Below are 24,255 nucleotides of genomic sequence, written 5' to 3'. Positions count from 1 at the left end.
AAAATACTATGTTTAATAGTTGGTGATTTTTACATGAACAGGTAAATTCACCACTTTGATCATCAGTAGAAAGTGAGGCAGCATAGAATGAAAGCAACTGGAATCGTACGTCGAATTGATGATTTAGGCAGGGTAGTAATCCCAAAGGAAATTCGTAGAACTTTACGTATTCGAGAAGGGGACCCACTAGAAATATTTGTTGATCGCGATGGAGAAGTCATTTTAAAGAAATATTCTCCGATTAGTGAACTAGGTAATTTTGCAAAAGAATATACGGAAGCTTTATATGATAGCTTAGGACATAATGTGCTTGTATGCGATCGTGATTCTATTATCGCAGTAGCAGGCGTATCTAAAAAAGAATACTTAAATAAAAGTGTTGGCGATTTAATTGAGAAGACAATGGAAGAGCGCAAGTCTGTAATTATGACAGATGAAAGTGAAATTTCAATTATTGATGGAGTAACAGAAAAAGTCAGCTCCTATACAATTGGCCCGATTGTTGCGAATGGGGATCCAATTGGGGCTGTTGTTATCTTTTCTAAAGAGGCTATTATAAGTGAAGTAGAGCATAAGTCAGTAAATACAGCTGCAAGCTTTTTAGCGAAACAAATGGAGCAGTAGTGAAGTGTAATTTCTATAAGTAGCAATCTTTCCTAATTATGATATTTCTATTTGAGAAATTAACTATTTGGAGATATAAGCATTGAATGAAGGTAGCGCTTTGCTACCTTTTTTCATTGAGTATTTTTGCTGTTGAAAGAAGTCAGTGAATGTAAGGAATATGAAGGAGAGACAGTTTTTCTTTGTGATATAATACGAGGGGTGAGAATAGAAAAAGGAGTTTTCTTGTATGGAAGCGAAGAAGTACCAAGCCTTTTGGCGTGGGGCTATTATATTAACAATCGCAAGTTTTGTTACAAAGGTATTAAGCGCTTTTTACCGTATTCCATATCAAAATATAGCGGGTGATGTTGGTTTTTATATTTACCAACAAATTTATCCATTTTATGGATTTTGTTTAATTTTAGCCACTTATGGGTTTCCCATTATTATTTCAAAAATGGTCGCAGAAAGATTAGAACGAGGAAAACAAAAAGAAGCAGAAGAAATTATTTGTGTATCTTTTTGGTTTTTATTAGGAATTGGATTTATAGGTTTTTTTACATTATTCTTTGGGGCCGAAACAATTGCATCGGCTATGGGCGATATACATTTAGATAAATTATTACGTGTTATTTCGTTTTCATTCCTACTAATGCCATTTTTATCTGTAGCGAGAGGATATTTTCAAGGATTCAATAATATGATGCCGACGGCTGTTTCGCAAGTAATTGAACAAGCGATTCGTGTTTCTATTATTGTATTTTTATCACTATTCCTTATTGCTCATGGATTTGATTTATATACAGTTGGTGCGGGTGCTATGCTAGGTTCAATTGCAGGCGGGCTTATTGGGATTATCGTACTTTTACTTTATATGCGTCATGATTTCCATGCGATTTTCTTTAAAAGTTGGAAGAGAATTGGAGATAAAAAAAGGATTATTCGAATCCTTTTTTGGCAGGGATTAGCGATTTGTGTTAGTAATTTAGTCCTTATTTTTATACAAATGGCGGATTCTATTTCCTTTTATACTTTGCTTATTCGTGCGGGAGAGCAAGTTGAAAATGCGAAGGTACTAAAAGGTGTTTATGATAGAAGTATCCCGCTTATGCAATTAGGTACTGTTGTGACAACTTCTTTCTCATTGTCACTTATTCCTATTATTACAGCGGCGAAAGAAAGAGGAGATCTTTCATTTATTCAAGAAAAGGTAAAGTTAGCAATGAAAATAACATTTGTTATTGGGTTTGCAGCTGCTATTGGATTAACTTGTATTATTCAACCTACGAATATTATGTTGTTTGAAAATAGTGATGGATCAGATGTGTTATCGATTTTATCTTTATCTATTTTATTTAGTTCATTGTCAATTACAACTGCTTCTATTTTGCAAGGAGTGGGACAAACATTAAAACCAGCAATATTCGTTGTATTTGGAGGTTGTTTGAAGCTAGCTTTAAACTATATATTAATGCCGTATTTTGGTGTGAAGGGAGCTGCAATTGCAACTTTAGTTGCGCTTATTGTAATTGCCTTGCTAAATAGTGTGTTACTTATGCGAGCTGTATCGGAGCCGCTTATTGATAGGCGGAATATGTTAGGTGTGGCTATTAGTGGTATCGGTATGGGGTTTGTATTAATAATCTTTATGCGTATATTGCGAATGTCTGGATTAGTAATTGATACAGGACATAGAGGGATTGCGACGCTTGAAGCGCTGTTAGGTGTAGCTATCGGCGGATTAGCATATATGTTTTTAATTTTAAAATTACGTGTATTTACAAAAGAAGAATTAGGAACCGTTATGAAAAAAGAGAAAAAAGAAGGTTCATTGAAGAAGAGTGGATAGAGGTGACTGGTTGTGAGTGGAATTATTACTATTTTAGGATTAGGTGCTGGTGAGTTAGATCAGTTAACGATGGGCGTATATCGAAAGATAAAAGAAGCGGACCATATGTTTGTTAGAACGAAGGAACACCCAGTTATAGAAGAATTGGAGCAAGAAGGTATAAAGTATACAGCCTTTGATAATGTATATGAGGCACATGATACATTTGAAATCGTATATGAAACAATCGCGAATACATTGCTAGAACAAGCGAAAGGTGCAGAAATTATTTATGCTGTTCCAGGTCATCCGCTTGTAGCAGAAAGAACAGTTCAGCTACTTTTGGAAAAAGGAGAAGTAGCAAATATTGAAGTGCGAATTGAAGGTGGACAAAGTTTCCTTGATCCGATGTTTGCAAGTCTAAAAATTGATCCGATTGAAGGGTTCCAATTAATTGATGCTACATCATTTGAAAGAGGACAATTAGAATTACGTCAACATTTAATCTTTTGCCAAGTGTATGATGCGTTCGTTGCTTCAGATGTGAAACTGATGTTAATGGAGATGTTGCCAGATGATTATGAAGTGTATATCGTAACAGCTGCAGGAACTTCATTTGAGCAAGTAAAAAAGGTACCGTTATACATGTTAGATCATGAAACGGAGTTAAATAATTTAACGAGTGTATATGTACCCCCGGTTAAGGAACGTGCGTCTTTGTATCAGCAGTTTGATGTGCTTAGAGCAATTATTGCGGAACTGCGTGGACCGAATGGTTGCCCGTGGGATAAAAAACAAACTCATCAATCTTTAAAGAAGTACTTAATTGAAGAAGCATATGAAGTGCTAGAAGCAATTGATGAAGAGGATGATGATCATTTAGTAGAAGAACTGGGTGATATATTATTACAAGTTATGCTTCATGCTCAAATTGGAGAGGATGAAGGTTGGTTCTCTATAGATGATATTATTCGGACTTTAGCTGAGAAAATGGTCCGTCGTCATCCGCATGTGTTTGGGAATACGGATGTAAATAATGCTGATGAAGTGATTGCAAATTGGGAAGAAATTAAAAAACAAGAAAAGGGATTCGTGAAAGAATCTGTTTTAGAGGGTATTCCAAAAAGCTTGCCACAGCTAATGCGTGCTTATGAAATTCAGAAGAAAGCTGGAAAGGTTGGATTTGATTGGGTTGATGTGCAGCCGATGATAGAGAAGGCCTTAGAAGAATGGCAAGAATTCCAACAAGAAGTTGTAAACATGGATGAGAAAAAGATGCTAGGTGAATTTGGTGATTTACTATTTGCATTTGTTAATATAGCCCGTCATTATAAATTAGATCCAGAAGAAGCGTTACGTTCAACTAATGAGAAATTTATGGCTCGCTTTTTATACATGGAAGCAAAAGTAGCTGAAATGAATAAGGAAATGCAAGATTTATCATTAGAACAGTTAGATATTTTATGGGAAGAGGCAAAACAAACAGAGCGTTAATAGGGGGATTTGATATGCGTCTAGATAAATTTTTGAAAGTATCACGTTTAATTAAAAGAAGAACATTAGCAAAAGAAGTGTCTGACCAAGGAAGAATTTCGATTAATGGCCAAGTGGCAAAAGCGAGTTCAGATGTGAAGGTAGAGGATGAATTAACAATTCGTTTCGGGCAAAAAATAGTAACTGTGAAAGTAAATGAATTGAAAGAAACAACTAAAAAAGAAGATGCAGCAAACATGTATAGTCTCGTTCGTGAGGAAAAAGTGAAAGCGGAAGAAGGCTTGTTCTAAAATAGGTTAGCCCCTCATACATTACTATTAGCTAGTATAAAGCTATGGGGGGATTTTCGTGAATAATGGTTACTCACCTATGTCTTCTAATCAACAAAATGTTTCTGTAGAGCATGATATTATCATGCGTGGCAGGCGTGTAATCGATATTACTGGTGTAAAGCAAGTAGAGAGTTTTGATAGCGAAGAGTTTTTACTTGAGACTGTAATGGGTTTTTTAACAATTCGTGGTCAAAATTTGCAAATGAAGAATTTAGATGTAGAAAAGGGTGTTGTATCAATTAAAGGGAAAGTTCATGAAATGCTGTATATTGATGAGAACCAAGGGGAGAAAACTAAAGGCTTCTTTAGTAAGTTGTTTAAATGAGCCTAACAATTCAGTTGTATACAATGCTTTCAATGATTGGAATGGGTGCTTGGATTGGTGCTTCTTTAGATACATACCAACGGTTTTTAAAACGCCAAGAGCGTAAACGTTGGCTTGTATTTATACATGATATACTATTTTGGATTGTCCAAGCATTATTCGTTTTTTATGTATTACTGCGTGTAAATGAAGCCGAACTACGTATATATGTATTTTTGGCGTTACTATGTGGTTTTGCAGCATATCAAAGCTTATTGAAAGCACTATACATGAAGATGTTAAATTTTCTCATCTATATTTTTGTACAAACAACACAATTTTTTGTTCGAATTATACAGCTACTCATGATAAAACCTGTTATTATTATAGCACAGCTATTTATTGCATTTATATTATTCTTATTTCGTATACTGCTTTCAATTGGACATGTGTTATGGAAAATGGTGATTTGGATATTACTTTTCATATGGAAAGTTTTTTTCTCGCCTGTTCGGTTTATTGCTTCGCTCATATGGAAACTTCTCCCTAATCGTGTTAAACTTTTTATAATGAAGCATGTAGGGTTCCTGCAATATGTAGCAAAATTGAAGGGACATATCTTCCAATTATGGGTGCGTATAAAAAAGAAGTTAGGGGGACCTCGGAAATGAGGGAACTGAGACAAAGAACAATCGAAAAACAGAGTCCAAATCCTGTTAAAGAACATATAATACAAACGGATGAGAACAGGAAGCGACTTTATCGCCGTTTAGCGGTTTTTCTTGTCTTTGCTTTTACAATTATTGCTAGTATTAGTGTGACGTTTTATCAACAAAACAGTTCCATTAAAGCAAAAGAAGCGAAAGTTAAGGACATGAAAAAAGAACTGGATTCATTAACGAAAAAAGAAAAGAATCTAAAAGATGAAGTTCAAAAGTTGAATGATGAAGAGTACGTTTTAAAGATTGCTAGAAGGGATTATTTCTTCTCCGGAAAAGGGGAGATAATTTTTCCTGTTTCTAAGTAGAGTATGTCTTATTGACACTGTATTTTAGGATTATATATAATAAAGTAAAATTTGACTTTTTAACCACTAAGGAGGAGCATTTTTTTTATGTCAATCGAGGTAGGCAGCAAGTTACAGGGTAAAGTAACAGGTATTACAAATTTTGGGGCTTTTGTGGAGCTGCCAGAAGGCTTAACAGGTCTTGTTCATATTAGTGAAGTTGCTGATAATTATGTGAAAGATATTAACGATCACTTAAAAGTAGGCGACCAAGTAGAAGTAAAAGTTATCAATGTTGAAAAAGATGGCAAAATTGGCCTATCTATTAAGAAAGCGAAAGAACGCGAAAAAACAGAAGGAGATCGTCCACGTGGTGAATACCAACGTGGTGGTGATCAACAACGTTCTGGACGTCCACAACGTAATAATAATCGTTCTTCCAACAGAGATAACCGCGGTGGCGGTAACGAACGAGCTCCAAAAGAAACATTTGAGCAAAAGATGGCACGCTTTTTAAAAGATAGTGAAGATCGTTTAACTTCTTTAAAGCGTAACACAGAATCTAAACGTGGTGGCCGTGGCGCACGTCGCGGATAATAAGTCCGTTTAATTCTTAACATATAGAGAGGTACCCAGAGTGATTACTCGGGTACTTTTTTATGTGAGAGAATATATTTTAAAAAAAGTTTTTGAGATGTGTTGACTTTAAAACGTATCTGATGTAAGATACTAATTGTCCGTTAAATACGACGACATGGCGGTGTAGCTCAGCTGGCTAGAGCGTACGGTTCATACCCGTGAGGTCGGGGGTTCGATCCCCTCCGCCGCTATATTTAATTTAACGGCCCGTTGGTCAAGTGGTTAAGACACCGCCCTTTCACGGCGGTAACACGGGTTCGAATCCCGTACGGGTCATCTAAAAAGATCATGCAAATTTGCATGATCTTTTTTTGTTAAATATAAATTAAGACGTACAATACTTCTACAAAATCACCCTATATTTTCTGAACATTCTTTCAACTTTCTTTAAATAAATTAAATACTATGTATATATGTAGATTTATTTCGAATAAAAAGTCGAACGATTATAAAAGTCAAAACTGTTGTTTTGACAAAAATCCCAATAATCATCTTTTATAATAACAGTAATTAAACTATGCAGGTGGTGTTAAAAATATGCCTAAAGCAGGAAGGAATACTATGAACACAAGTGCATTGGCGATGAATGAAAGTCAGCTTGGAACAATAAAGTGGACGAGTAAGTTGCGAATGAAGTTTGAACAAGTTTTCTTTAGATGGGGATTCATTATTGCTGTTATTGGTTTTCTTTTGGGACGAGCATATATATTAACAAACATTTTACCGTTTGCATTGCCGTTTTTTGCTGCTGTTTATGTTATGAAGCGAGATAAAATGCCGCTCGCGTTTTTAGCCCTAATGGGGGGGGCACTTTCAGTTTCAATAGACAATTTATTTTTTACTTTTGCATCTATCTTTACCTTCTTTATTTATAATATCTTCTTTAGTCGGTTTACACGTAAAACTGTTGGACTTGTACCATTCCAAGTATTTATCTCCGCATTAACCGCACATTTAGTTGTTGTATATTTTGCACAGCAAACCGTCACCATGTATGATCTGCTCGTCAGTACGATCGAAGCGGGGCTTAGCTTCGTATTAACGATGATATTTTTACAAAGTGTTCCGCTTTTAGTGGAAAGGAAAGGGAAGCAACAAGCGTTAGAAACAGAAGAAATTGTTTGTTTAATTATATTACTAGCATCTGTTTTAACGGGCACAACGGATTGGTTTGTTTATGATGCTTCTATTCAACATATTTTTACTAGATATTTAGTATTAGTATTTGCCTTTATTGCAGGGGCAGCTACAGGGTCCACAGTAGGAGTTGTCACCGGGTTAATATTAAGTTTAGCGAATGTGGCTAGCTTGTCTCAACTTAGTCTCCTTGCCTTTTCAGGATTGCTCGGGGGATTGTTAAAAGAAGGGAAGCGTATAGGAGTTAGTTTAGGTTTATTAATTGGTACAAGCTTAATTACATTATATGTAGACAAGCAAACAAGTATCGTAACAACTTTAATTGAATCTGGTGTAGCAATTGTTTTCTTCTTATTAACACCGAAGCTTGTTATGGATCGTATTGCTAAATTTATGCCAGGTACACAGGAGCATTCACAAGATCAACAACAATATTTAAGAAGAGTGCGCGATGTTACAGCGAACAAAATCAATCAATTTGCTAATGTATTTGCTGCTTTGTCCAATAGCTTTTCTGTATATGGGTATGTGGAGGAGGAAGATAAAGAAACAGAAGCTGATTTATTTTTAAGTACAATTACTGCAAAAACATGTCAAACATGCTTTAAGAAGGATCAATGTTGGGTAGTTAATTTTGATAAAACATACGATTATATGAAACAAATAATGAGTGAAACAGAAGAAGGAACGCTGCAGCATAATCGGAAGTTAGTTCGTGAATGGGACAAGCATTGTGTGAGAGGGAAGAAAGTAACGGATTTAGTAGCGGGTGAATTAGATCACTTCTATGAGGGGCAGAAATTAAGAAAACAAATGAAGGAAAATCGTAGAATTGTAGCGGAGCAATTACTAGGTGTATCAAAAGTGATGGAGGATTTCGCTAAGGAGATACAACGAGAAAGAGAGAACCATCAAGCGCAGGAGGAGCAAATTTTACAAGCGTTTCGTGATTTTGGTGTCGAAGTGGAGCATGTTGATATTTATTGTTTAGATAGAGGAAGTATTGATATTGAAATGTTGATTCCGGCTGCATCTAATGAACATGGGGAATGTGAGAAGTTGGTTGCTCCAATGCTTTCAGATATTTTAAAAGAGAATATCGTCGTTAAGCATGAAGAGAAATCCTCATATCCAAATGGGCACAGTTTAATATCATTTGGTTCAGCGAAGACGTATTCTCTTGATACAGGATTGGCCACAGCTGCAAAAGGTGGTGGGTTTGTTTCAGGTGATTCCTACGCGATGATGGATCTGAGCGTTGGTAAATATGCACTTGCGATTAGTGATGGTATGGGAAATGGACAAAGGGCTCATATGGAGAGTAGGGAAACGGTAAAATTATTACAAAAGATACTTCAATCAGGTATTGATGAAGAAATAGCGATTAAGTCCATCAATTCGATTCTTTCTTTAAGGACGACAGAGGAGATGTATACAACGCTTGACTTGGCTATGGTAGATTTACGGGATGCGAGTGCGAAGTTTTTAAAGATTGGATCGACGCCGAGTTTTGTTAAACGCGGAAATAATATTTTGAAAATTGAGGCAAGTAATTTGCCGATGGGAATCATTGAAGATGTTGAAGTTGATGTGGTTGGTGAGCAATTAAAAACGGGTGATCTTCTTATCATGATGAGTGACGGCATTTTTGAGGGAGCGCAACATGTGGAGAATCACGAATTATGGATAAAACGTAAAATTAAAGAACTACAAACAGAGGATCCACAGGAAATTGCTGATATTATTATGGAAGAAGTAATTCGCTCGGGTGATGGTTATATAAATGATGATATGACTATTGTGGTAGCGAAAGTAAAGAAAAATATGCCGAAGTGGGCTACGATTCCGATAGTAGGAATGCAGGCGCAATAAAATAATCAAAAAAACCTAGGTAGATGCCTAGGTTTTTTTGATTAAAAAGGTAATGTGATTACTTTGTTAAATATGCAGGAGGGATGTAAGATAAAAATGTGGATTTTTTACATCTTTTTTTTGCACAATGTTTGTAAAAGTTGTACCATTATATACAAGGTAACTAATGTTGTTGTTCTTGTTTAATGAAAGGTGATTGCGAAGTTGAAAGATGCATTTGTTGAAAAAGTAGATGACTTTGTAAAGCAGCATGATGTATTAAAGAAACATTCAACAATTGTTGTAGGGGTTTCTGGTGGTCCTGACTCTTTGGCTCTTTTATATTATTTGTTAGAAAAAAGGGCAGAAAAACAGCTCGAAATTGTAGTAGCACATGTGGACCATATGTTTAGAGGTAATGAATCTTATGAGGATTTACAGTTTGTACAGGGTCTTTGCAAAGAGCTAGGAGTTATTTGTGAAACGCTAAGGATTAATGTGTCGCAATATCAACAGCAATATGGAATGAATGCACAAGTTGCAGCTAGAGAATGCAGATATGCATTTTTGGAAAGAATAATGAAGAAATATGATGCGAGATATGTAGCTCTTGGTCACCATGGAGATGATCAAGTAGAGACGATTTTAATGCGCCTTGTACGAGGGAGTACTCCGAAAGGATACGCAGGAATTGCAGTGAAGCGATCTTTTCATAATGGATATTTAATTAGGCCGTTACTTGGGGTAACTAAGGAAGAAATTGTTGATTACTGTAATAAATTAAAAGTTATTCCGCGTATAGATCCGAGTAATAAAAAAGAAGTATATACAAGGAATCGATTACGTAAATATGTCCTTCCTTATTTGAAAGAAGAAAATCCACAAATGCATGAGAAATTTCAAAAATTTAGCGTGCAGATGCAAGAGGATGAGGCTTATTTGCAGGAATTAGCTTTTGAGAAAATGAATAAAGTAATTACAAAAAAAAGCGATAAACAAATTAGCTTATCAATTCCTGCCTTTGAATCCATGTCTATGCCTTTACAAAGAAGAGGGATTCAACTAATATTAAACTATCTTTATGAACATAAGATTCCATCTTCGCTTTCTTCTATACATATTGACAAGGTGATTGAATTTTTTAAGCGGGCACAACCTTCAGGTTCACTAGATTTTCCAGGTGGTTTGAAAATTGTTCGCACATACGAAGAATGTGGTTTTGGATTTAAACAAGAAATTGTTTCTCCTTTTTCGCAAGATTTATCAGTACCTGGGACAATTATATTGCCGAATGGGGATAAACTTGTAACAGAGGTGAGCGAAGATATACCGAGTAACATGAATGAAACAGTATTTGTTGCTAAGTATAATGATATATCGTATCCACTTCGTATTCGGTCTAGGGAAAATGGAGATCGCATGTCAATGCAAGGTATGGATGGTACAAAAAAGATAAAAGCTGTTTTTATCGAAGCGAAAGTACCAAAAGAAAAAAGAGAAGAATGGCCGATCGTTTGTGACGCAAGTGGAAATATTATTTGGGTACCCTTGTTGAAACGATCTGCATTTGCTACTTCGAAAGAGCTAGCAAAGAAGGGTAAATACATGATTATTCACTACAAAAGCAAGGAGTCTTCCGGGAGGATAATGAAATGATGAATCAAGATATCGAAAAAGTATTAATTTCTGAAGAACAAATACAAGAAAAGGTGCACGAACTAGGTGCAGTTATTGCAGAGGATTACAAAAATACAATACCTCTTGCGATTGGTGTACTAAAGGGCGCAATGCCATTTATGGCAGATTTATTAAAGAGAACAGATACATATCTTGAAATGGATTTTATGGCTGTATCTAGCTACGGTCACTCTACAGTTTCGACAGGCGAAGTAAAAATCTTAAAAGATCTTGATACTTCGGTAGAAGGTCGCGATATTTTAATCGTTGAAGATATTATTGATAGCGGTCTTACACTAAGCTATTTAGTGGACCTGTTTAAATATCGTAAAGCGAAATCTGTAAAAATTGTTACGTTATTAGATAAGCCAACAGGCCGTAAGGTTGATCTGAAAGCAGATTATGTTGGATTTACTGTTCCTCATGAATTTGTTGTAGGATATGGATTAGATTATAAAGAGCAGTACCGTAATCTTCCTTATGTAGGAGTATTAAAACCAAGTGTTTACTCAAATTAATTAAATATAGGCGTTACAATTGTATAGGAAATTTTTTCTGTGTTACGATTTACTATAGTGTTTATGCCGTGAGAGGAGGTTAGGAATGAATCGTATCTTCCGTAATACCATCTTTTATTTACTGATATTCTTAGTAGTAATTGGGATCGTAAGCTATTTTAATGGTTCGACGCAAAAAACGACATCAGTTAGCTACGATAAATTCATTACTCAACTTGAAAAAGGTGAAGTGCGTAATGTGCAGCTTCAACCGAAAAATGGTGTGTTTGAGGTAAAGGGACAATTCAAGACTTCTAGCCAAGGAGAACAATTTGTTACTTATGCACCAAATACTGAGGAATTACAAAAGAAAATTAATGATAAAGCGCAAGGGGCTGAAGTTAAGTATCAACCAGCAGAAGAAACAAGTGCTTGGGTAACGTTCTTCACTTCCATCATTCCGTTTGTCATTATCTTCATTTTATTCTTCTTCTTATTAAATCAAGCTCAGGGCGGCGGTAGCCGTGTTATGAACTTCGGGAAAAGTAAGGCGAAGCTATACAATGATGAAAAGAAAAAAATTCGTTTCAGAGATGTTGCTGGAGCGGATGAAGAGAAACAAGAACTTGTTGAGGTAGTTGAATTCTTGAAAGACCCTCGTAAGTTCGCTGAAGTTGGTGCCCGTATTCCGAAGGGTGTTCTATTAGTAGGACCTCCAGGTACAGGTAAAACTTTACTAGCACGTGCTGTTGCAGGTGAAGCAGGCGTTCCGTTCTTCTCTATTAGTGGTTCTGACTTCGTAGAGATGTTCGTCGGTGTCGGTGCATCCCGTGTACGTGATTTATTTGAAAATGCAAAGAAAAATGCTCCTTGTATCATTTTCATTGATGAAATTGATGCAGTAGGACGTCAACGTGGCGCGGGTCTTGGCGGTGGTCATGATGAGCGTGAACAAACGTTGAACCAATTGCTTGTTGAAATGGATGGATTCGGTGCAAACGAAGGTATTATTATCATCGCTGCGACAAACCGTCCTGATATTCTTGATCCAGCGTTATTACGTCCAGGTCGTTTTGACCGTCAAATTACAGTAGATCGTCCAGATGTAAATGGTCGTGAAGCTGTACTTAAAGTACACGCTCGTAATAAACCGCTTGATGAGAATGTCAACTTAAGAGCAATTGCAACTCGTACACCAGGATTCTCTGGTGCCGATCTTGAAAACTTATTAAACGAAGCTGCTTTAGTAGCTGCGCGTCAAGATAAGAAGAAAATTGATATGAGTGACATCGATGAAGCGACGGATCGTGTTATTGCAGGTCCAGCTAAGAAAAGTCGTGTTATCTCTGAAAAAGAACGTAATATTGTTGCATTCCATGAGGCTGGTCATACTGTAATTGGTGTTGTCCTTGATGAAGCAGATATCGTTCATAAAGTAACAATTGTCCCTCGTGGTCAAGCTGGTGGATATGCGGTAATGCTTCCGAAGGAAGATCGTTACTTCATGACAAAACCAGAGTTACTTGATAAAATCACTGGTTTACTTGGTGGTCGAGTAGCTGAGGAGATTGTATTTGGTGAAGCAAGTACAGGTGCTCACAACGACTTCCAACGTGCGACTGGTATTGCAAGACGTATGGTTACAGAATTCGGGATGAGTGATAAGCTTGGACCGATGCAATTTGGTAGCTCACAAGGTGGTCAGGTATTCTTAGGAAGAGACTTCCATTCAGAACAAAACTACAGTGATGCAATCGCGCATGAAATTGATGTGGAAATGCAAATAATTATTAAAGACTGTTATGCTCGTGCGAAACAAATTCTTACTGAAAAACGAGATAAGCTTGATATTATCGCGAAAACGTTACTTGAAGTAGAAACATTAGATGCAGAGCAAATTAATCATTTATATGATTATGGCAGATTACCTGAGCGTCCAACATCTTCAGATGATGTGAAAGTAAACATCAATATGAAGAAAGACGATGAAGATACAGAAGATAAGTAAGAAACGAAGGAGTGACAATAGTCACTCCTTTTTTTTGTGGAATGAATGTAAGTGGCAAAAAAATTAAATGAAACTATTATTAAAAATTGAAATAGAGAGTAATCTTTTTGTACAATGATGAGTATAGAAAAACTGATTATATAAGTATGTGTGATATGATGTTTTTATAAGTTTTATACATACTGCGCAAATGTAGATTAAATAAGATAAGTGGTGAGAATATGATTTTTGTATTGGATGTAGGGAACACAAATGCGGTACTAGGTGTGTTTGAAGAGGGGAAACTTCGTCAGCATTGGCGCATGGAAACAGATCGTCATAAAACAGAAGATGAGTATGGGATGCTTGTAAAGCAGTTACTTGAGCATGAAGGTCTTTCTTTTGAAGATGTGAAAGGTATTATTGTGTCTTCAGTCGTACCGCCAATTATGTTCGCTTTAGAGCGTATGTGTGAAAAGTATTTTAAAATTAAACCGCTTGTAGTGGGGCCTGGGATAAAAACTGGCTTGAATATTAAATATGAAAATCCACGTGAAGTAGGCGCGGACCGAATTGTAAATGCAGTAGCAGGAATCCATTTGTATGGAAGTCCGCTTATTATTGTTGATTTTGGTACGGCTACTACATATTGTTATATTAACGAAGAGAAGCATTATATGGGTGGCGTCATTACGCCAGGAATTATGATTTCGGCAGAGGCTTTATATAGCAGGGCAGCAAAGCTTCCTCGTATTGAAATTACAAAACCAGGTAGTGTTATCGGGAAGAATACAGTAAGTGCAATGCAATCAGGTATTCTTTATGGATACGTTGGACAAGTGGAAGGTATTGTTAAGCGTATGAAGGAAGAAGCTAAGCAAGAACCGAAAGTTATTGCAACAGGTGGATTAGCAAAATTAATTTCAGAAGAATCAAATGTAATTGATATTGTAGATCCGTTTTTAACGTTAAAAGGTTTGTATATGTTATATGAACGTAATGCAAATTTACAACATGAGAAGGGTGAATAAATAAGTATGAAAGATTATTTAGTAAAAGCGTTAGCGTTTAATGGAGAGGTTCGTGCTTATAGTGTACGTACAACAAATACAGTAAGTGAGGCGCAAAAACGTCATGATACATGGAGAACAGCTTCAGCGGCACTTGGTCGTTCTTTAACTGCGGGTACAATGATGGGTGCTATGTTAAAAGGCGAGCAGAAGTTAACGATTAAAGTAGAGGGTAACGGCCCGATTGGTCCTATCTTAGTCGATGCTCATGCAAATGGGGATGTACGTGGTTATGTAACGAATCCGCATGTTGATTTTGAAGGAACGGAACAAGGGAAATTACGTGTATATCAAGCGGTAGGTACAGAAGGATTTGTAACGGTAATTAAAGATATCGGTATGCGTGAACCATTTATCGGTCAATCTCCAATTGTTTCAGGAGAACTAGGGGAAGATTTCACATATTATTTCGCGGTTTCTGAGCAGACACCTTCTTCTGTAGGTGTTGGTGTTCTTGTAAATGGAGATGATAGCGTATTAGCCGCGGGTGGATTTATTCTTCAAATTATGCCAGGTGCGCAGGAAGAAACAATTTCATTTATTGAAGAGCGTCTGCAACAAATCCCGCCGGTATCACAATTAATCGAACAAGGTCTTTCTCCAGAAGAATTACTGTATGAAGTGCTTGGAGAAGATAAAGTGAAAGTGCTAGAAACAATGGATGTTCAATTTAATTGTACATGTTCACGTGAGCGTATTGAAAGTGTGCTAATTAGTTTAGGTAAAGCGGAGTTAGAACAAATTCGTGCAGAAGAAGAAGAGACGGAAGTTCACTGTCACTTCTGTAATGAACGACATAAATTCGCTAAAGAAGATATTACAAGTCTAATTGAGAACCTGTAATAAAGAAGTTTAGGTGGAGAATCAGCCGCCCAAATAGATTGACAAAAAGGGAATTTTCTGACAAAATCTAAATATAGATAAAACCAATAAAAATACTCGGTGTTAGGAGTGACAGGAATGCGAGTGGCACAATCAGTTTCAGAATTAATCGGGAAAACGCCGATCGTTAAGTTGAACCGCATCGTAGAATCAGACAGCGCAGATGTATACTTAAAATTAGAATTTATGAATCCGGGGAGCAGTGTTAAAGATCGTATCGCGTTAGCTATGATTGAAGATGCTGAAAATAAAGGATTATTAAAAGAGGGCGATACAATCATTGAGCCGACAAGTGGTAACACAGGTATTGGCTTAGCGATGGTAGCAGCTGCTAAAGGATATAAGGCAATTTTAGTAATGCCAGAAACAATGAGTATTGAGCGTCGTAATTTATTACGCGCTTACGGTGCTGAATTAGTATTGACTCCAGGACCTGAAGGAATGGGCGGAGCAATTCGAAAGGCAACTGAATTAGCAGAAGAACATGGGTACTTTATACCACAACAGTTCCAAAACCAAGCGAATCCAGAAATCCATCGTATAACAACAGGTCCAGAAATTGTTGAACAGATGGGGGATCAATTAGATGCGTTTATCGCAGGTATTGGTACAGGTGGAACGATTACAGGTGCCGGTGAAGTGCTGAAAGAAGCTTATAAAGATATCAAAATTTACGCGGTAGAACCTGCGGATTCACCAGTATTATCTGGTGGAAAGCCAGGACCACATAAGATCCAAGGAATTGGAGCGGGGTTTGTTCCGGAGACATTGGATGTAGAGGTATATGATGAAATTATTCAAGTGAAAACGGAGCAAGCGTTCGAATATGCGAGAAGAGTGGCTAGAGAAGAAGGTATTTTAGTTGGTATCTCTTCGGGAGCAGTCGTTTATGCGGCGACAGAAGTTGCGAAGAAATTAGGTAAAGGGAAAAAGGTACTTGTTATTATCCCAAGTAACGGTGAACGTTATTTAAGTACACCACTTTATCAATTTGAGTCATAATTGAATGTGATTTGAAAAGCATCCTTAAAAAAGGATGCTTTTTCTTTTTTGATTGGAAAAAGGAAAAGAGTGAATGACTAGAAAACTTCATGTAAAATAAGAAGTAGTATAATTAATTTATTTTCACTAGCCCTCAAGTATAATCATTCTCTATATAAATAATTTTATGTAGTTTGAGTTGATTGGCTTAAGAGGGTGGGATAACAGAAGACGGGGTGTTGATATGCAACGAAGAAAATCTTTAGCGCTTTCTATTCCATATCAGTTAGATTTCTTTAAGCAATATAAATTTCTTTCTCAGGATAAGCCGCAACATATTTTGTTAGAAAGTGGACGTGGTGGTCGTTATAACATTGTTGGGCTGGATCCAGTAGCGGTAATTCAGGGTAAGAATGAGACGTTACATATAAGTGAAAGTGGTAAGGAAACAATAAAGCGAGGGAATCCACTAGATTTAATGCAAGCGTATATGGAGAAATGGAAAACGGATTATAATCCGGAGTACCCACCTTTTCAAGGTGGGGCAATTGGATACTTTAGTTATGATTGTATCCGTTATATTGAAAAACTTTCTTCTCTTGCGAAGGATGATATTAATATACCTGACATATTCTTTTTGTTATTTGATGACGTGTTTGTGTATGATCAACAGGAGAGAGTATTATGGATTATTACTCATTATGTAGATGAGTGTGAAGAGGCAGAAGAGCGATTAAATGAATGGAAGGGTCTTTGGATGAAAGAAGCACCCAAAGTGACTATGCCGTTTGAATGTCCTGAAAAGAAAAATGAAGCAGTCGCTTTTACGGAAGAGGGCTTTATGAAGGCCGTTGAACGTATTCAAGAATATATTGGAGCGGGTGATGTGTTTCAAGTAAACTTGTCGACAAGACAAGAAAGAACATTACAAACACATCCACTAGAAATATATACAAGTCTTCGTGAAATTAATCCATCTCCATATATGGGTTACTTGGAGTTTGGAGATTTTCAAATTGTTAGTGCTTCGCCTGAATTACTAATTAAAAAGCAAGGAAAAGAAGTGAGTACAAGACCAATTGCCGGTACGCGCTCTCGAGGAGCAAGTGAGCAAGAGGATGAGGAATTAGCGAAAGAATTAATTGAAAACGAAAAGGAAAGAGCAGAGCATGTAATGCTTGTGGATTTAGAACGAAATGACTTGGGCCGTGTTTGTAAATATGGCACTGTTGAAGTAGATGAATTTATGGTAATTGAAAAATACTCACACGTTATGCATATTGTTTCTAATGTGCGTGGTGAGGTGGAAGCAGATAAAGATGCTTTCGATTTGGTGAAGGCTGTATTTCCTGGTGGGACAATTACCGGTGCCCCGAAAATACGTACGATGGAAATTATTGAAGAATTAGAACCTGTTCGCCGAGGGATTTATACGGGTTCAATTGGTTGGATTGGTTATTCTGGAGATACGGAATTGAATATTGTAATCCGAACACTACTTGCTAAAGATGGACAAGCGCATGTGCAAGCTGGAGCGGGTATTGTGATTGATTCAAATCCAAAAAATGAATATAAAGAGTCGTTAAAAAAAGCAATCGCTTTATGGCGTGCAAAAGAAAGTAGCGAAGAAACGGTTAGGTGAGAGAAATGATATTAATGATTGATAATTATGATTCTTTTACATTTAATTTAGTGCAGTTTCTTGGAGAACTTGGACAAGAGCTTGTTGTTAAGCGTAATGATGAAGTGACTATTTCGGATATTGAGAATATGAAACCGGATTTTTTAATGATTTCGCCAGGTCCATGTAGTCCTAATGAGGCGGGAATCAGTATGGATGTTATTAAATATTTTGCAGGTAAGCTTCCGATTTTTGGGGTCTGTCTTGGACATCAATCCATTGCACAAGTATTTGGAGGGGATGTTGTCAGGGCAGAGCGTTTGATGCATGGAAAAACATCTTTAATGTATCATGATGGGCAGACGATTTTTTCTGATATTCCAAATCCATTTACCGCGACACGTTATCACTCTCTTATCGTAAAAAAAGAGACGTTACCGAATTGTTTAGAGATAACATCTTGGACTGAAGAAGGTGAAATTATGGCGCTTCGTCATAAAACGTTGCCGATTGAAGGGGTACAATTCCATCCGGAATCTATTATGACTTCTCACGGGAAAGAGTTGCTACAGAATTTCATTCGCAAATATAGCCCAAGTGTGACATCGTGTTAATTTACGTAAATGGTACGTATGTAGAAGCGAGTGAAGCGAAAATTTCTCCGTATGACCACGGTTACCTATATGGGCTTGGGGTTTTTGAGACGTTTCGTATTTATAATGGTCATCCCTTTTTATTGGATGATCATTATGAACGCTTAATGGGTGCGCTCGATATATTGCAAATCAAATGGACAATGACAAAAGATGAAGTGATGCTTATTTTAAAGAATCTACTCGTTAAGAATAGGTTAAAGCATGCATATGTGCGCTTAAATGTATCGGCGGGTATAGATGAAATAGGATTACAAACGGAAGTATATGAAGAACCGTCTGTTATTGTTTTTATAAAACCTTTAGCAGCTCCAGGGAATGTAGTGGAAAAAGAAGGAGTTATGTTAAAGCAAGTGAGAAATACACCAGAGGGTGCATTTCGCTTGAAGTCCCATCATTATTTAAATAATATTTTAGGGAAACGCGAAATTGGAAATGTTGTGAATAAGGAAGGTATTTTTCTTACCGAAACAGGTTATGTTGCAGAGGGTATTGTTTCGAATCTCTTTTTTGTTAAAGGGGATATTTTATATACTCCTTCATTAGAAACAGGGATTTTAAACGGAATCACTCGTGCGTTTATTATAAAGGCTGCTGAAGAGCTAGATATAGAAGTAAAGGAAGGTTTCTTTACAAAAGATGAATTGCTTTCAGCGGATGAAGTGTTCGTAACGAACTCTATTCAAGAGATTGTCCCCCTTTATCGTATAGAGGAGAAAGATTTCCCGGGTAAAGTGGGAGTGGTTACAAAAAGACTTATGGATCTTTATGGAGTGCAGAGAGAGAAATTGTGGAGCAGAAATGAATTGCGAAGAGGAGATGTGTAGTTTGAAGTGGGATTATGATTTGCGCTGCGGCGAATATACATTGAACTTAAATGAAAAGACATTAATTATGGGGATTTTAAATGTAACGCCAGATTCATTTTCTGATGGTGGGAGTTACAACGAAGTAGATGCTGCAGTGCGACATGCGAAAGAAATGAAAAATGAAGGTGCTCATATTATTGATATTGGCGGCGAATCTACTCGGCCAGGTTTCGCTAAAATTTCAGTAGAAGAAGAAATAAAGCGAGTTGTTCCAATGATTCAGGCAGTGTCAAAAGAAGCAAAGCTACCTATTTCTATTGATACGTATAAAGCTGAAGTTGCGAAACAAGCGATTGAAGCTGGTGCTCATATTATTAATGATATTTGGGGAGCGAAGGCGGAACCGAAGATTGCTGAAGTTGCAGCTTATTATGATGTGCCTATTATCTTAATGCATAACCGAGATAATATGAACTACCGCAACTTAATGGCTGATATGATTGCTGATTTGTATGAGAGTATTAAAATTGCTAAAGATGCGGGCGTGCGAGATGAGAATATTATTTTAGACCCAGGTATTGGCTTTGCGAAAACACCTGAGCAAAATTTAGAAGCGATGCGTAATTTGGAGCAGTTAAATGTACTGGGTTACCCAGTACTATTAGGTACTTCAAGAAAGTCCTTTATTGGCCATGTATTAGATTTACCAGTGGAGGAACGTCTTGAAGGAACGGGCGCTACCGTTTGTCTTGGTATTGAAAAGGGCTGTGAGTTTATCCGTGTTCATGATGTGAAAGAAATGGCGCGTATGGCTAAGATGATGGATGCAATGATTGGTAAGGGGGCAAAGTAATTGGATAAAATTTATATCCATGATATGGAGTTTTACGGTTATCATGGTGTATTCCCGGAAGAAAATAAATTGGGTCAGAGATTTAAAGTCGATTTAACGGTGGAGTTGGATTTAAAACGTGCAGGAGAAAGTGACGACTTAGAGCATTCTGTCAATTACGGGGAGCTTTTCGAACTATGTAGAAAAGTTGTTGAAGATAGAACGTATAAGCTTGTAGAAAGTATCGCTGAAAATATCGCTACAGATATATTGAAACAATATGAGGGTATTTCACAATGTACAATTAAGGTAATTAAACCAGATCCGCCGATACCGGGGCATTATCGTGCTGTAGCGGTAGAAATTACGAGAGAACGTCCATGAATAATATAGCGTACATTGCATTAGGTTCGAATATTGGGGAGCGTTATATTTATTTAACTGAAGCAATTCAGTTTTTAAATAAAAACCAGCATATCCAAGTCGATGATGTTTCGTCTGTATATGAAACTGATCCGGTTGGCTATACTGACCAAAATTGCTTTTTAAATTTAGTTATAAAAATTTCTACCAATTTATCACCGCAAGAATTATTGAAAGTAACGCAAAAGGTAGAGAATGACCTAGGAAGAAAAAGGGAAATTAGATGGGGCCCGAGGACCATCGACCTTGACATTTTACTATATAATCAAGAAAATATTGAAGCAGAGAATCTTATTGTTCCGCATCCGCGGATGTTCGAAAGAGCTTTTGTTATCGTTCCGTTGTTAGAGATTAATCAAGATATAAAACAAAACATTTCACGTTCACAAGTAGAAGAAATGAAAAGGCGAGAGGGAGTAACGGTATGGAAGCAGAAAAATGGGGAAGACGCATTCGTGCTTTTCGAAAGCTAAAAGGCTATACGCAAGAAGGTTTTGCGAAAGAATTAGGGGTATCTGTATCGGTTTTAGGTGAAGTTGAGAGGGGCAATAGATCACCTTCCCAAGATTTTGTAGTAGAAGTCGCTAAAACATTAAACGTTTCAATAGACGAATTGATGCCAAAGTGACCGTAAAGGAAGGAGTAAGTCGGGTGTTAAAGATTGCAAATATTGAGATGAAAAATCCAGTTGTACTAGCACCGATGGCGGGAGTGTGTAACTCTGCATTCCGTTTGACAGTAAAAGAATTTGGTGCAGGTTTAGTTTGTGCTGAAATGGTAAGTGATAAGGCAATATTACTTAATAACAAAAGAACATTAGATATGTTATATATCGATGAGAGAGAAAAGCCATTAAGTTTACAAATTTTTGGTGGAGAGAAAGAAACTCTTGTAGATGCTGCGAAATACGTAGATAAATATACGACAGCAGATATTATTGATATTAATATGGGTTGCCCAGTACCGAAAATCACTAAGTGTGATGCGGGAGCAAAGTGGCTTTTAGACCCAAATAAAATATATGAGATGGTAGCGGCAGTTGTAGATGCAGTTGAAAAACCAGTTACAGTTAAAATGCGTATTGGTTGGGATGAAGATCATATTTTTGCAGTTGAAAACGCTAGAGCTGTTGAGCGTGCCGGTGGGCAAGCTGTAGCAGTTCATGGACGTACACGAGTGCAAATGTATGAAGGGAAAGCGGATTGGGATATTATTAAACAAGTAAAGCAATCTGTGAATATCCCGGTTATCGGAAATGGTGATGTGGAAACACCGCAAGATGCAAAGCGTATGCTTGATGAAGTTGGTGTAGATGGAGTTATGATTGGTCGCGCTGCTCTTGGAGACCCGTGGATGATTTATCGTACGGTAAAGTATTTAGAGACAGGTGAATTAATGCCGGAACCAACAGTGCGTGAGAAAATTGATGTATGTATGTTGCATCTAGATCGTCTTATCGATTTAAAGAACGAAAATGTCGCTGTAAGAGAGATGAGAAAGCATGCAGCTTGGTATTTAAAAGGTGTTCGTGGTAATGCGAGTGTGCGCAATGGTATCAATATTTGTAACACACGTGAGGACCTTGCGAATTTATTAGGTGCATTTGTAGAAGAAGTAGAAGCGAAACAACAAACAATTTATGTTGGTTAATAAGGGGACATAGGAGATTGACATTCTTCTATACACTTCCTATAATTACGTGAAAGAAAGAAGAACTGCCAGTTGGTTGCTGGCAGTTTTTCTAGTTGAGTAGAAAATGCTATACTGTATATATTGTAAAATTTAATAGAGCTGGAGTGATATCAATATCATGGATAACATGAACCACGAAGAATTAAACGACCAATTGCTTGTTCGTCGTGAAAAGCTACATAATTTACGTGAGCAAGGAATCGATCCGTTCGGTAAACGATTTGAACGCACAAATTCAACAACGGACTTAGTAAGTCTATATGGAGAATTCTCTAAAGAAGAATTAGAAGAGAAAGAAATCACTGTTTCTATCGCTGGTCGTATTATGACAAAACGCGGTAAAGGAAAAGCGGGATTTGCGCACATTCAAGATTTGCAGGGGCAAGTTCAAATTTATGTTCGTAAAGATACTGTTGGAGATGAAGAGTACGAGTTATTTACGACAGCAGATTTAGGTGACTTAGTAGGTATTGAAGGTAAAGTGTTCAAAACAAACGTTGGAGAACTTTCAGTAAAAGCAACAGGATTTACACTTTTAACGAAATCTCTTCGTCCATTACCGGATAAATATCATGGATTAAAAGATGTTGAACAACGCTACCGTCAACGTTACTTAGACTTAATTACAAGTATGGAAAGTCGTGAAACGTTCGTTACCCGTAGTAAAATCATTCGTGAAATGAGAAGATATTTAGATGACAACGGTTATCTTGAAGTAGAAACGCCTATGATGCACGCGATTGCAGGTGGAGCATCTGCTCGTCCTTTCACTACGCACCATAATGCGTTAGATATGGAATTGTATATGCGTATCGCAATTGAACTTCATTTAAAACGTCTTATTGTGGGCGGATTAGAAAAAGTTTATGAAATCGGCCGTGTATTCCGTAATGAGGGTGTATCAACTCGTCATAACCCTGAGTTTACGATGATTGAATTATATGAAGCGTACGCTGATTATAATGATATTATGAAACTAACAGAAAATATGGTTGCTCATATCGCGAAAAAAGTATTGGGTACAACAACAATCCAATATGGTGATTATGAAATTAATTTAGAACCAGAATGGACACGTCTTCATATGGTAGATGCAATTAAGCAACACTCTGGAGCGGATTTCTGGAATCCAATGAGTGTAGAAGAAGCGCGTGAACTTGCAAAAGAACATAATGTAGAAATTAAGGATACAATGGAAGTTGGTCATATTATTAATGAATTCTTCGAACAAAAAGTAGAAGATAAATTAATTCAACCGACATTTATTTACGGTCATCCGGTAGAGATTTCACCACTTGCGAAAAAGAATGATGAAGATCCACGATTCACAGATCGTTTCGAATTATTCATTGTTGCTCGTGAACATGCGAATGCATTCACTGAGTTAAATGATCCAATCGATCAAAAGGAACGTTTTGAAGCTCAATTAAAAGAGCGTGAGCAAGGTAATGATGAAGCTCATATGATGGATGATGACTATATCGAAGCTCTTGAGTATGGTATGCCTCCTACGGGCGGATTAGGAATCGGTATTGATCGTCTTGTTATGTTATTAACAAACGCACCATCTATTCGTGACGTACTATTATTCCCAGCTATGCGCCATAAACAAGACTAAGCTTTGGAGATTTCTCCAAAGCTTTTTTTATTTCTTTATTTGAGGGGAGAGAAACCTTCTATTAAAAAGAAAGTGAGATTATTGCTCGTTGAATGGATGCCAGATTAAAAAACTATATTTATATAGAAGAAAGGTGCTGTTTTTATGCTTTTTTACTAAGTTGAAAATTTTATTAGAAAAACTATTGCATTTCATTTTTCTACATGATATATTAATAACCGTCGCTGATGCGGAAACGCAGAAAACGACAAAAAAGAAATTAAAAAACTTAGTTGACATCGAAAAATGAAGATGTTAACATAAGGAAGTCGCAAAC

General features: G+C 36.9%; 24 protein-coding genes and 2 tRNA genes. All 26 read left to right on the top strand.

Annotated elements, in window-relative coordinates; genetic code table 11:
• Window positions 1-87 precede the first annotated feature (87 nt).
• Window positions 88-624: a stage V sporulation protein T gene (gene spoVT, locus JTF23_RS24635; protein ID WP_000648312.1), complete on the top strand. Its 537-nt coding sequence runs from the start codon at window positions 88-90 to the stop codon at window positions 622-624.
• A gap of 229 nt (window positions 625-853) precedes the next feature.
• Entirely contained in the window at window positions 854-2,455 is a 1,602-nt protein-coding gene (locus tag JTF23_RS24630; RefSeq protein WP_204209994.1) for a putative polysaccharide biosynthesis protein, read from the top strand.
• 12 nt (window positions 2,456-2,467) lie between these two features.
• On the top strand, window positions 2,468-3,928 hold the full coding sequence (gene yabN, locus JTF23_RS24625) for a bifunctional methyltransferase/pyrophosphohydrolase YabN (RefSeq protein WP_204209993.1): 1,461 nt from the start codon (window positions 2,468-2,470) through the stop codon (window positions 3,926-3,928).
• Between the two features lie 14 nt (window positions 3,929-3,942).
• On the top strand, window positions 3,943-4,218 hold the full coding sequence (locus JTF23_RS24620; RefSeq protein ID WP_002009677.1) for an RNA-binding S4 domain-containing protein: 276 nt from the start codon (window positions 3,943-3,945) through the stop codon (window positions 4,216-4,218).
• A gap of 58 nt (window positions 4,219-4,276) precedes the next feature.
• On the top strand, window positions 4,277-4,585 hold the full coding sequence (yabP, locus tag JTF23_RS24615; protein ID WP_001059101.1) for a sporulation protein YabP: 309 nt from the start codon (window positions 4,277-4,279) through the stop codon (window positions 4,583-4,585).
• The gene (gene yabQ / locus JTF23_RS24610; protein WP_002091573.1) at window positions 4,582-5,235 is read left to right on the top strand and encodes a spore cortex biosynthesis protein YabQ; all 654 of its coding nucleotides are present in this window, start codon (window positions 4,582-4,584) and stop codon (window positions 5,233-5,235) included. The genes yabP and yabQ overlap by 4 nt, the downstream gene beginning before the upstream one ends.
• Window positions 5,232-5,591 carry a cell division protein DivIC gene (gene divIC, locus JTF23_RS24605; protein WP_002124547.1) on the top strand — a complete coding sequence of 120 codons (360 nt, stop codon included), beginning with the start codon at window positions 5,232-5,234 and terminating at the stop codon, window positions 5,589-5,591. Before yabQ ends, divIC begins: the two co-directional genes overlap by 4 nt.
• 87 nt (window positions 5,592-5,678) lie before the next feature.
• Window positions 5,679-6,167, top strand: coding sequence for a S1 domain-containing RNA-binding protein (locus JTF23_RS24600; RefSeq protein WP_002063394.1), 489 nt, complete (start codon window positions 5,679-5,681; stop codon window positions 6,165-6,167).
• A 159-nt stretch (window positions 6,168-6,326) separates the two neighbouring features.
• Window positions 6,327-6,400, top strand: a tRNA-Met gene (locus JTF23_RS24595).
• Window positions 6,401-6,413: 13 nt separating this feature from the next.
• Window positions 6,414-6,485, top strand: a tRNA-Glu gene (locus JTF23_RS24590).
• A 261-nt stretch (window positions 6,486-6,746) separates the two neighbouring features.
• Window positions 6,747-9,218: a stage II sporulation protein E gene (gene spoIIE / locus JTF23_RS24585; protein ID WP_002107303.1), complete on the top strand. Its 2,472-nt coding sequence runs from the start codon at window positions 6,747-6,749 to the stop codon at window positions 9,216-9,218.
• Between the two features lie 204 nt (window positions 9,219-9,422).
• Entirely contained in the window at window positions 9,423-10,853 is a 1,431-nt protein-coding gene (gene tilS / locus JTF23_RS24580; RefSeq protein ID WP_204209992.1) for a tRNA lysidine(34) synthetase TilS, read from the top strand.
• The gene (gene hpt, locus JTF23_RS24575; RefSeq protein ID WP_002107307.1) at window positions 10,850-11,392 is read left to right on the top strand and encodes a hypoxanthine phosphoribosyltransferase; all 543 of its coding nucleotides are present in this window, start codon (window positions 10,850-10,852) and stop codon (window positions 11,390-11,392) included. The genes tilS and hpt overlap by 4 nt, the downstream gene beginning before the upstream one ends.
• Before the next feature lie 85 nt (window positions 11,393-11,477).
• The gene (gene ftsH / locus JTF23_RS24570) at window positions 11,478-13,379 is read left to right on the top strand and encodes an ATP-dependent zinc metalloprotease FtsH (protein WP_002091565.1); all 1,902 of its coding nucleotides are present in this window, start codon (window positions 11,478-11,480) and stop codon (window positions 13,377-13,379) included.
• A 221-nt stretch (window positions 13,380-13,600) separates the two neighbouring features.
• Complete coding sequence (locus JTF23_RS24565) at window positions 13,601-14,389, top strand: type III pantothenate kinase (RefSeq protein ID WP_002107309.1); 789 nt, start codon at window positions 13,601-13,603, stop codon at window positions 14,387-14,389.
• 6 nt (window positions 14,390-14,395) lie between these two features.
• Entirely contained in the window at window positions 14,396-15,271 is an 876-nt protein-coding gene (hslO, locus tag JTF23_RS24560; protein WP_002091564.1) for a redox-regulated molecular chaperone HslO, read from the top strand.
• 117 nt (window positions 15,272-15,388) lie between these two features.
• Window positions 15,389-16,312 carry a cysteine synthase A gene (gene cysK, locus JTF23_RS24555; protein ID WP_002107314.1) on the top strand — a complete coding sequence of 308 codons (924 nt, stop codon included), beginning with the start codon at window positions 15,389-15,391 and terminating at the stop codon, window positions 16,310-16,312.
• A gap of 223 nt (window positions 16,313-16,535) precedes the next feature.
• Window positions 16,536-17,933 (top strand): anthranilate synthase component I, encoded by a 1,398-nt coding sequence (trpE, locus tag JTF23_RS24550; protein ID WP_002107316.1) that lies wholly within the window; start codon window positions 16,536-16,538, stop codon window positions 17,931-17,933.
• 5 nt (window positions 17,934-17,938) lie between these two features.
• The gene (gene pabA, locus JTF23_RS24545; RefSeq protein ID WP_204209991.1) at window positions 17,939-18,526 is read left to right on the top strand and encodes an aminodeoxychorismate/anthranilate synthase component II; all 588 of its coding nucleotides are present in this window, start codon (window positions 17,939-17,941) and stop codon (window positions 18,524-18,526) included.
• The gene (gene pabC / locus JTF23_RS24540) at window positions 18,520-19,392 is read left to right on the top strand and encodes an aminodeoxychorismate lyase (RefSeq protein WP_204209990.1); all 873 of its coding nucleotides are present in this window, start codon (window positions 18,520-18,522) and stop codon (window positions 19,390-19,392) included. Before pabA ends, pabC begins: the two co-directional genes overlap by 7 nt.
• Entirely contained in the window at window positions 19,367-20,227 is an 861-nt protein-coding gene (gene folP / locus JTF23_RS24535; protein ID WP_204209989.1) for a dihydropteroate synthase, read from the top strand. Before pabC ends, folP begins: the two co-directional genes overlap by 26 nt.
• The gene (gene folB / locus JTF23_RS24530; RefSeq protein WP_002159624.1) at window positions 20,228-20,590 is read left to right on the top strand and encodes a dihydroneopterin aldolase; all 363 of its coding nucleotides are present in this window, start codon (window positions 20,228-20,230) and stop codon (window positions 20,588-20,590) included. It abuts the gene before it with no gap.
• Window positions 20,587-21,102: a 2-amino-4-hydroxy-6-hydroxymethyldihydropteridine diphosphokinase gene (folK, locus tag JTF23_RS24525; protein ID WP_002144510.1), complete on the top strand. Its 516-nt coding sequence runs from the start codon at window positions 20,587-20,589 to the stop codon at window positions 21,100-21,102. Before folB ends, folK begins: the two co-directional genes overlap by 4 nt.
• Window positions 21,054-21,257, top strand: coding sequence for a helix-turn-helix domain-containing protein (locus JTF23_RS24520; RefSeq protein ID WP_002009706.1), 204 nt, complete (start codon window positions 21,054-21,056; stop codon window positions 21,255-21,257). Before folK ends, JTF23_RS24520 begins: the two co-directional genes overlap by 49 nt.
• Before the next feature lie 23 nt (window positions 21,258-21,280).
• Entirely contained in the window at window positions 21,281-22,279 is a 999-nt protein-coding gene (dusB, locus tag JTF23_RS24515) for a tRNA dihydrouridine synthase DusB (RefSeq protein ID WP_002159621.1), read from the top strand.
• Window positions 22,280-22,439: 160 nt separating this feature from the next.
• Window positions 22,440-23,939, top strand: coding sequence for a lysine--tRNA ligase (lysS, locus tag JTF23_RS24510; RefSeq protein ID WP_071771810.1), 1,500 nt, complete (start codon window positions 22,440-22,442; stop codon window positions 23,937-23,939).
• Window positions 23,940-24,255: the final 316 nt, after the last annotated feature.

Source organism: Bacillus sp. RIT 809, from assembly GCF_016892495.1.
Classification (GTDB): domain Bacteria; phylum Bacillota; class Bacilli; order Bacillales; family Bacillaceae_G; genus Bacillus_A; species Bacillus_A cereus_U.
This window is presented reverse-complemented; position numbering and strand designations above follow the sequence as displayed.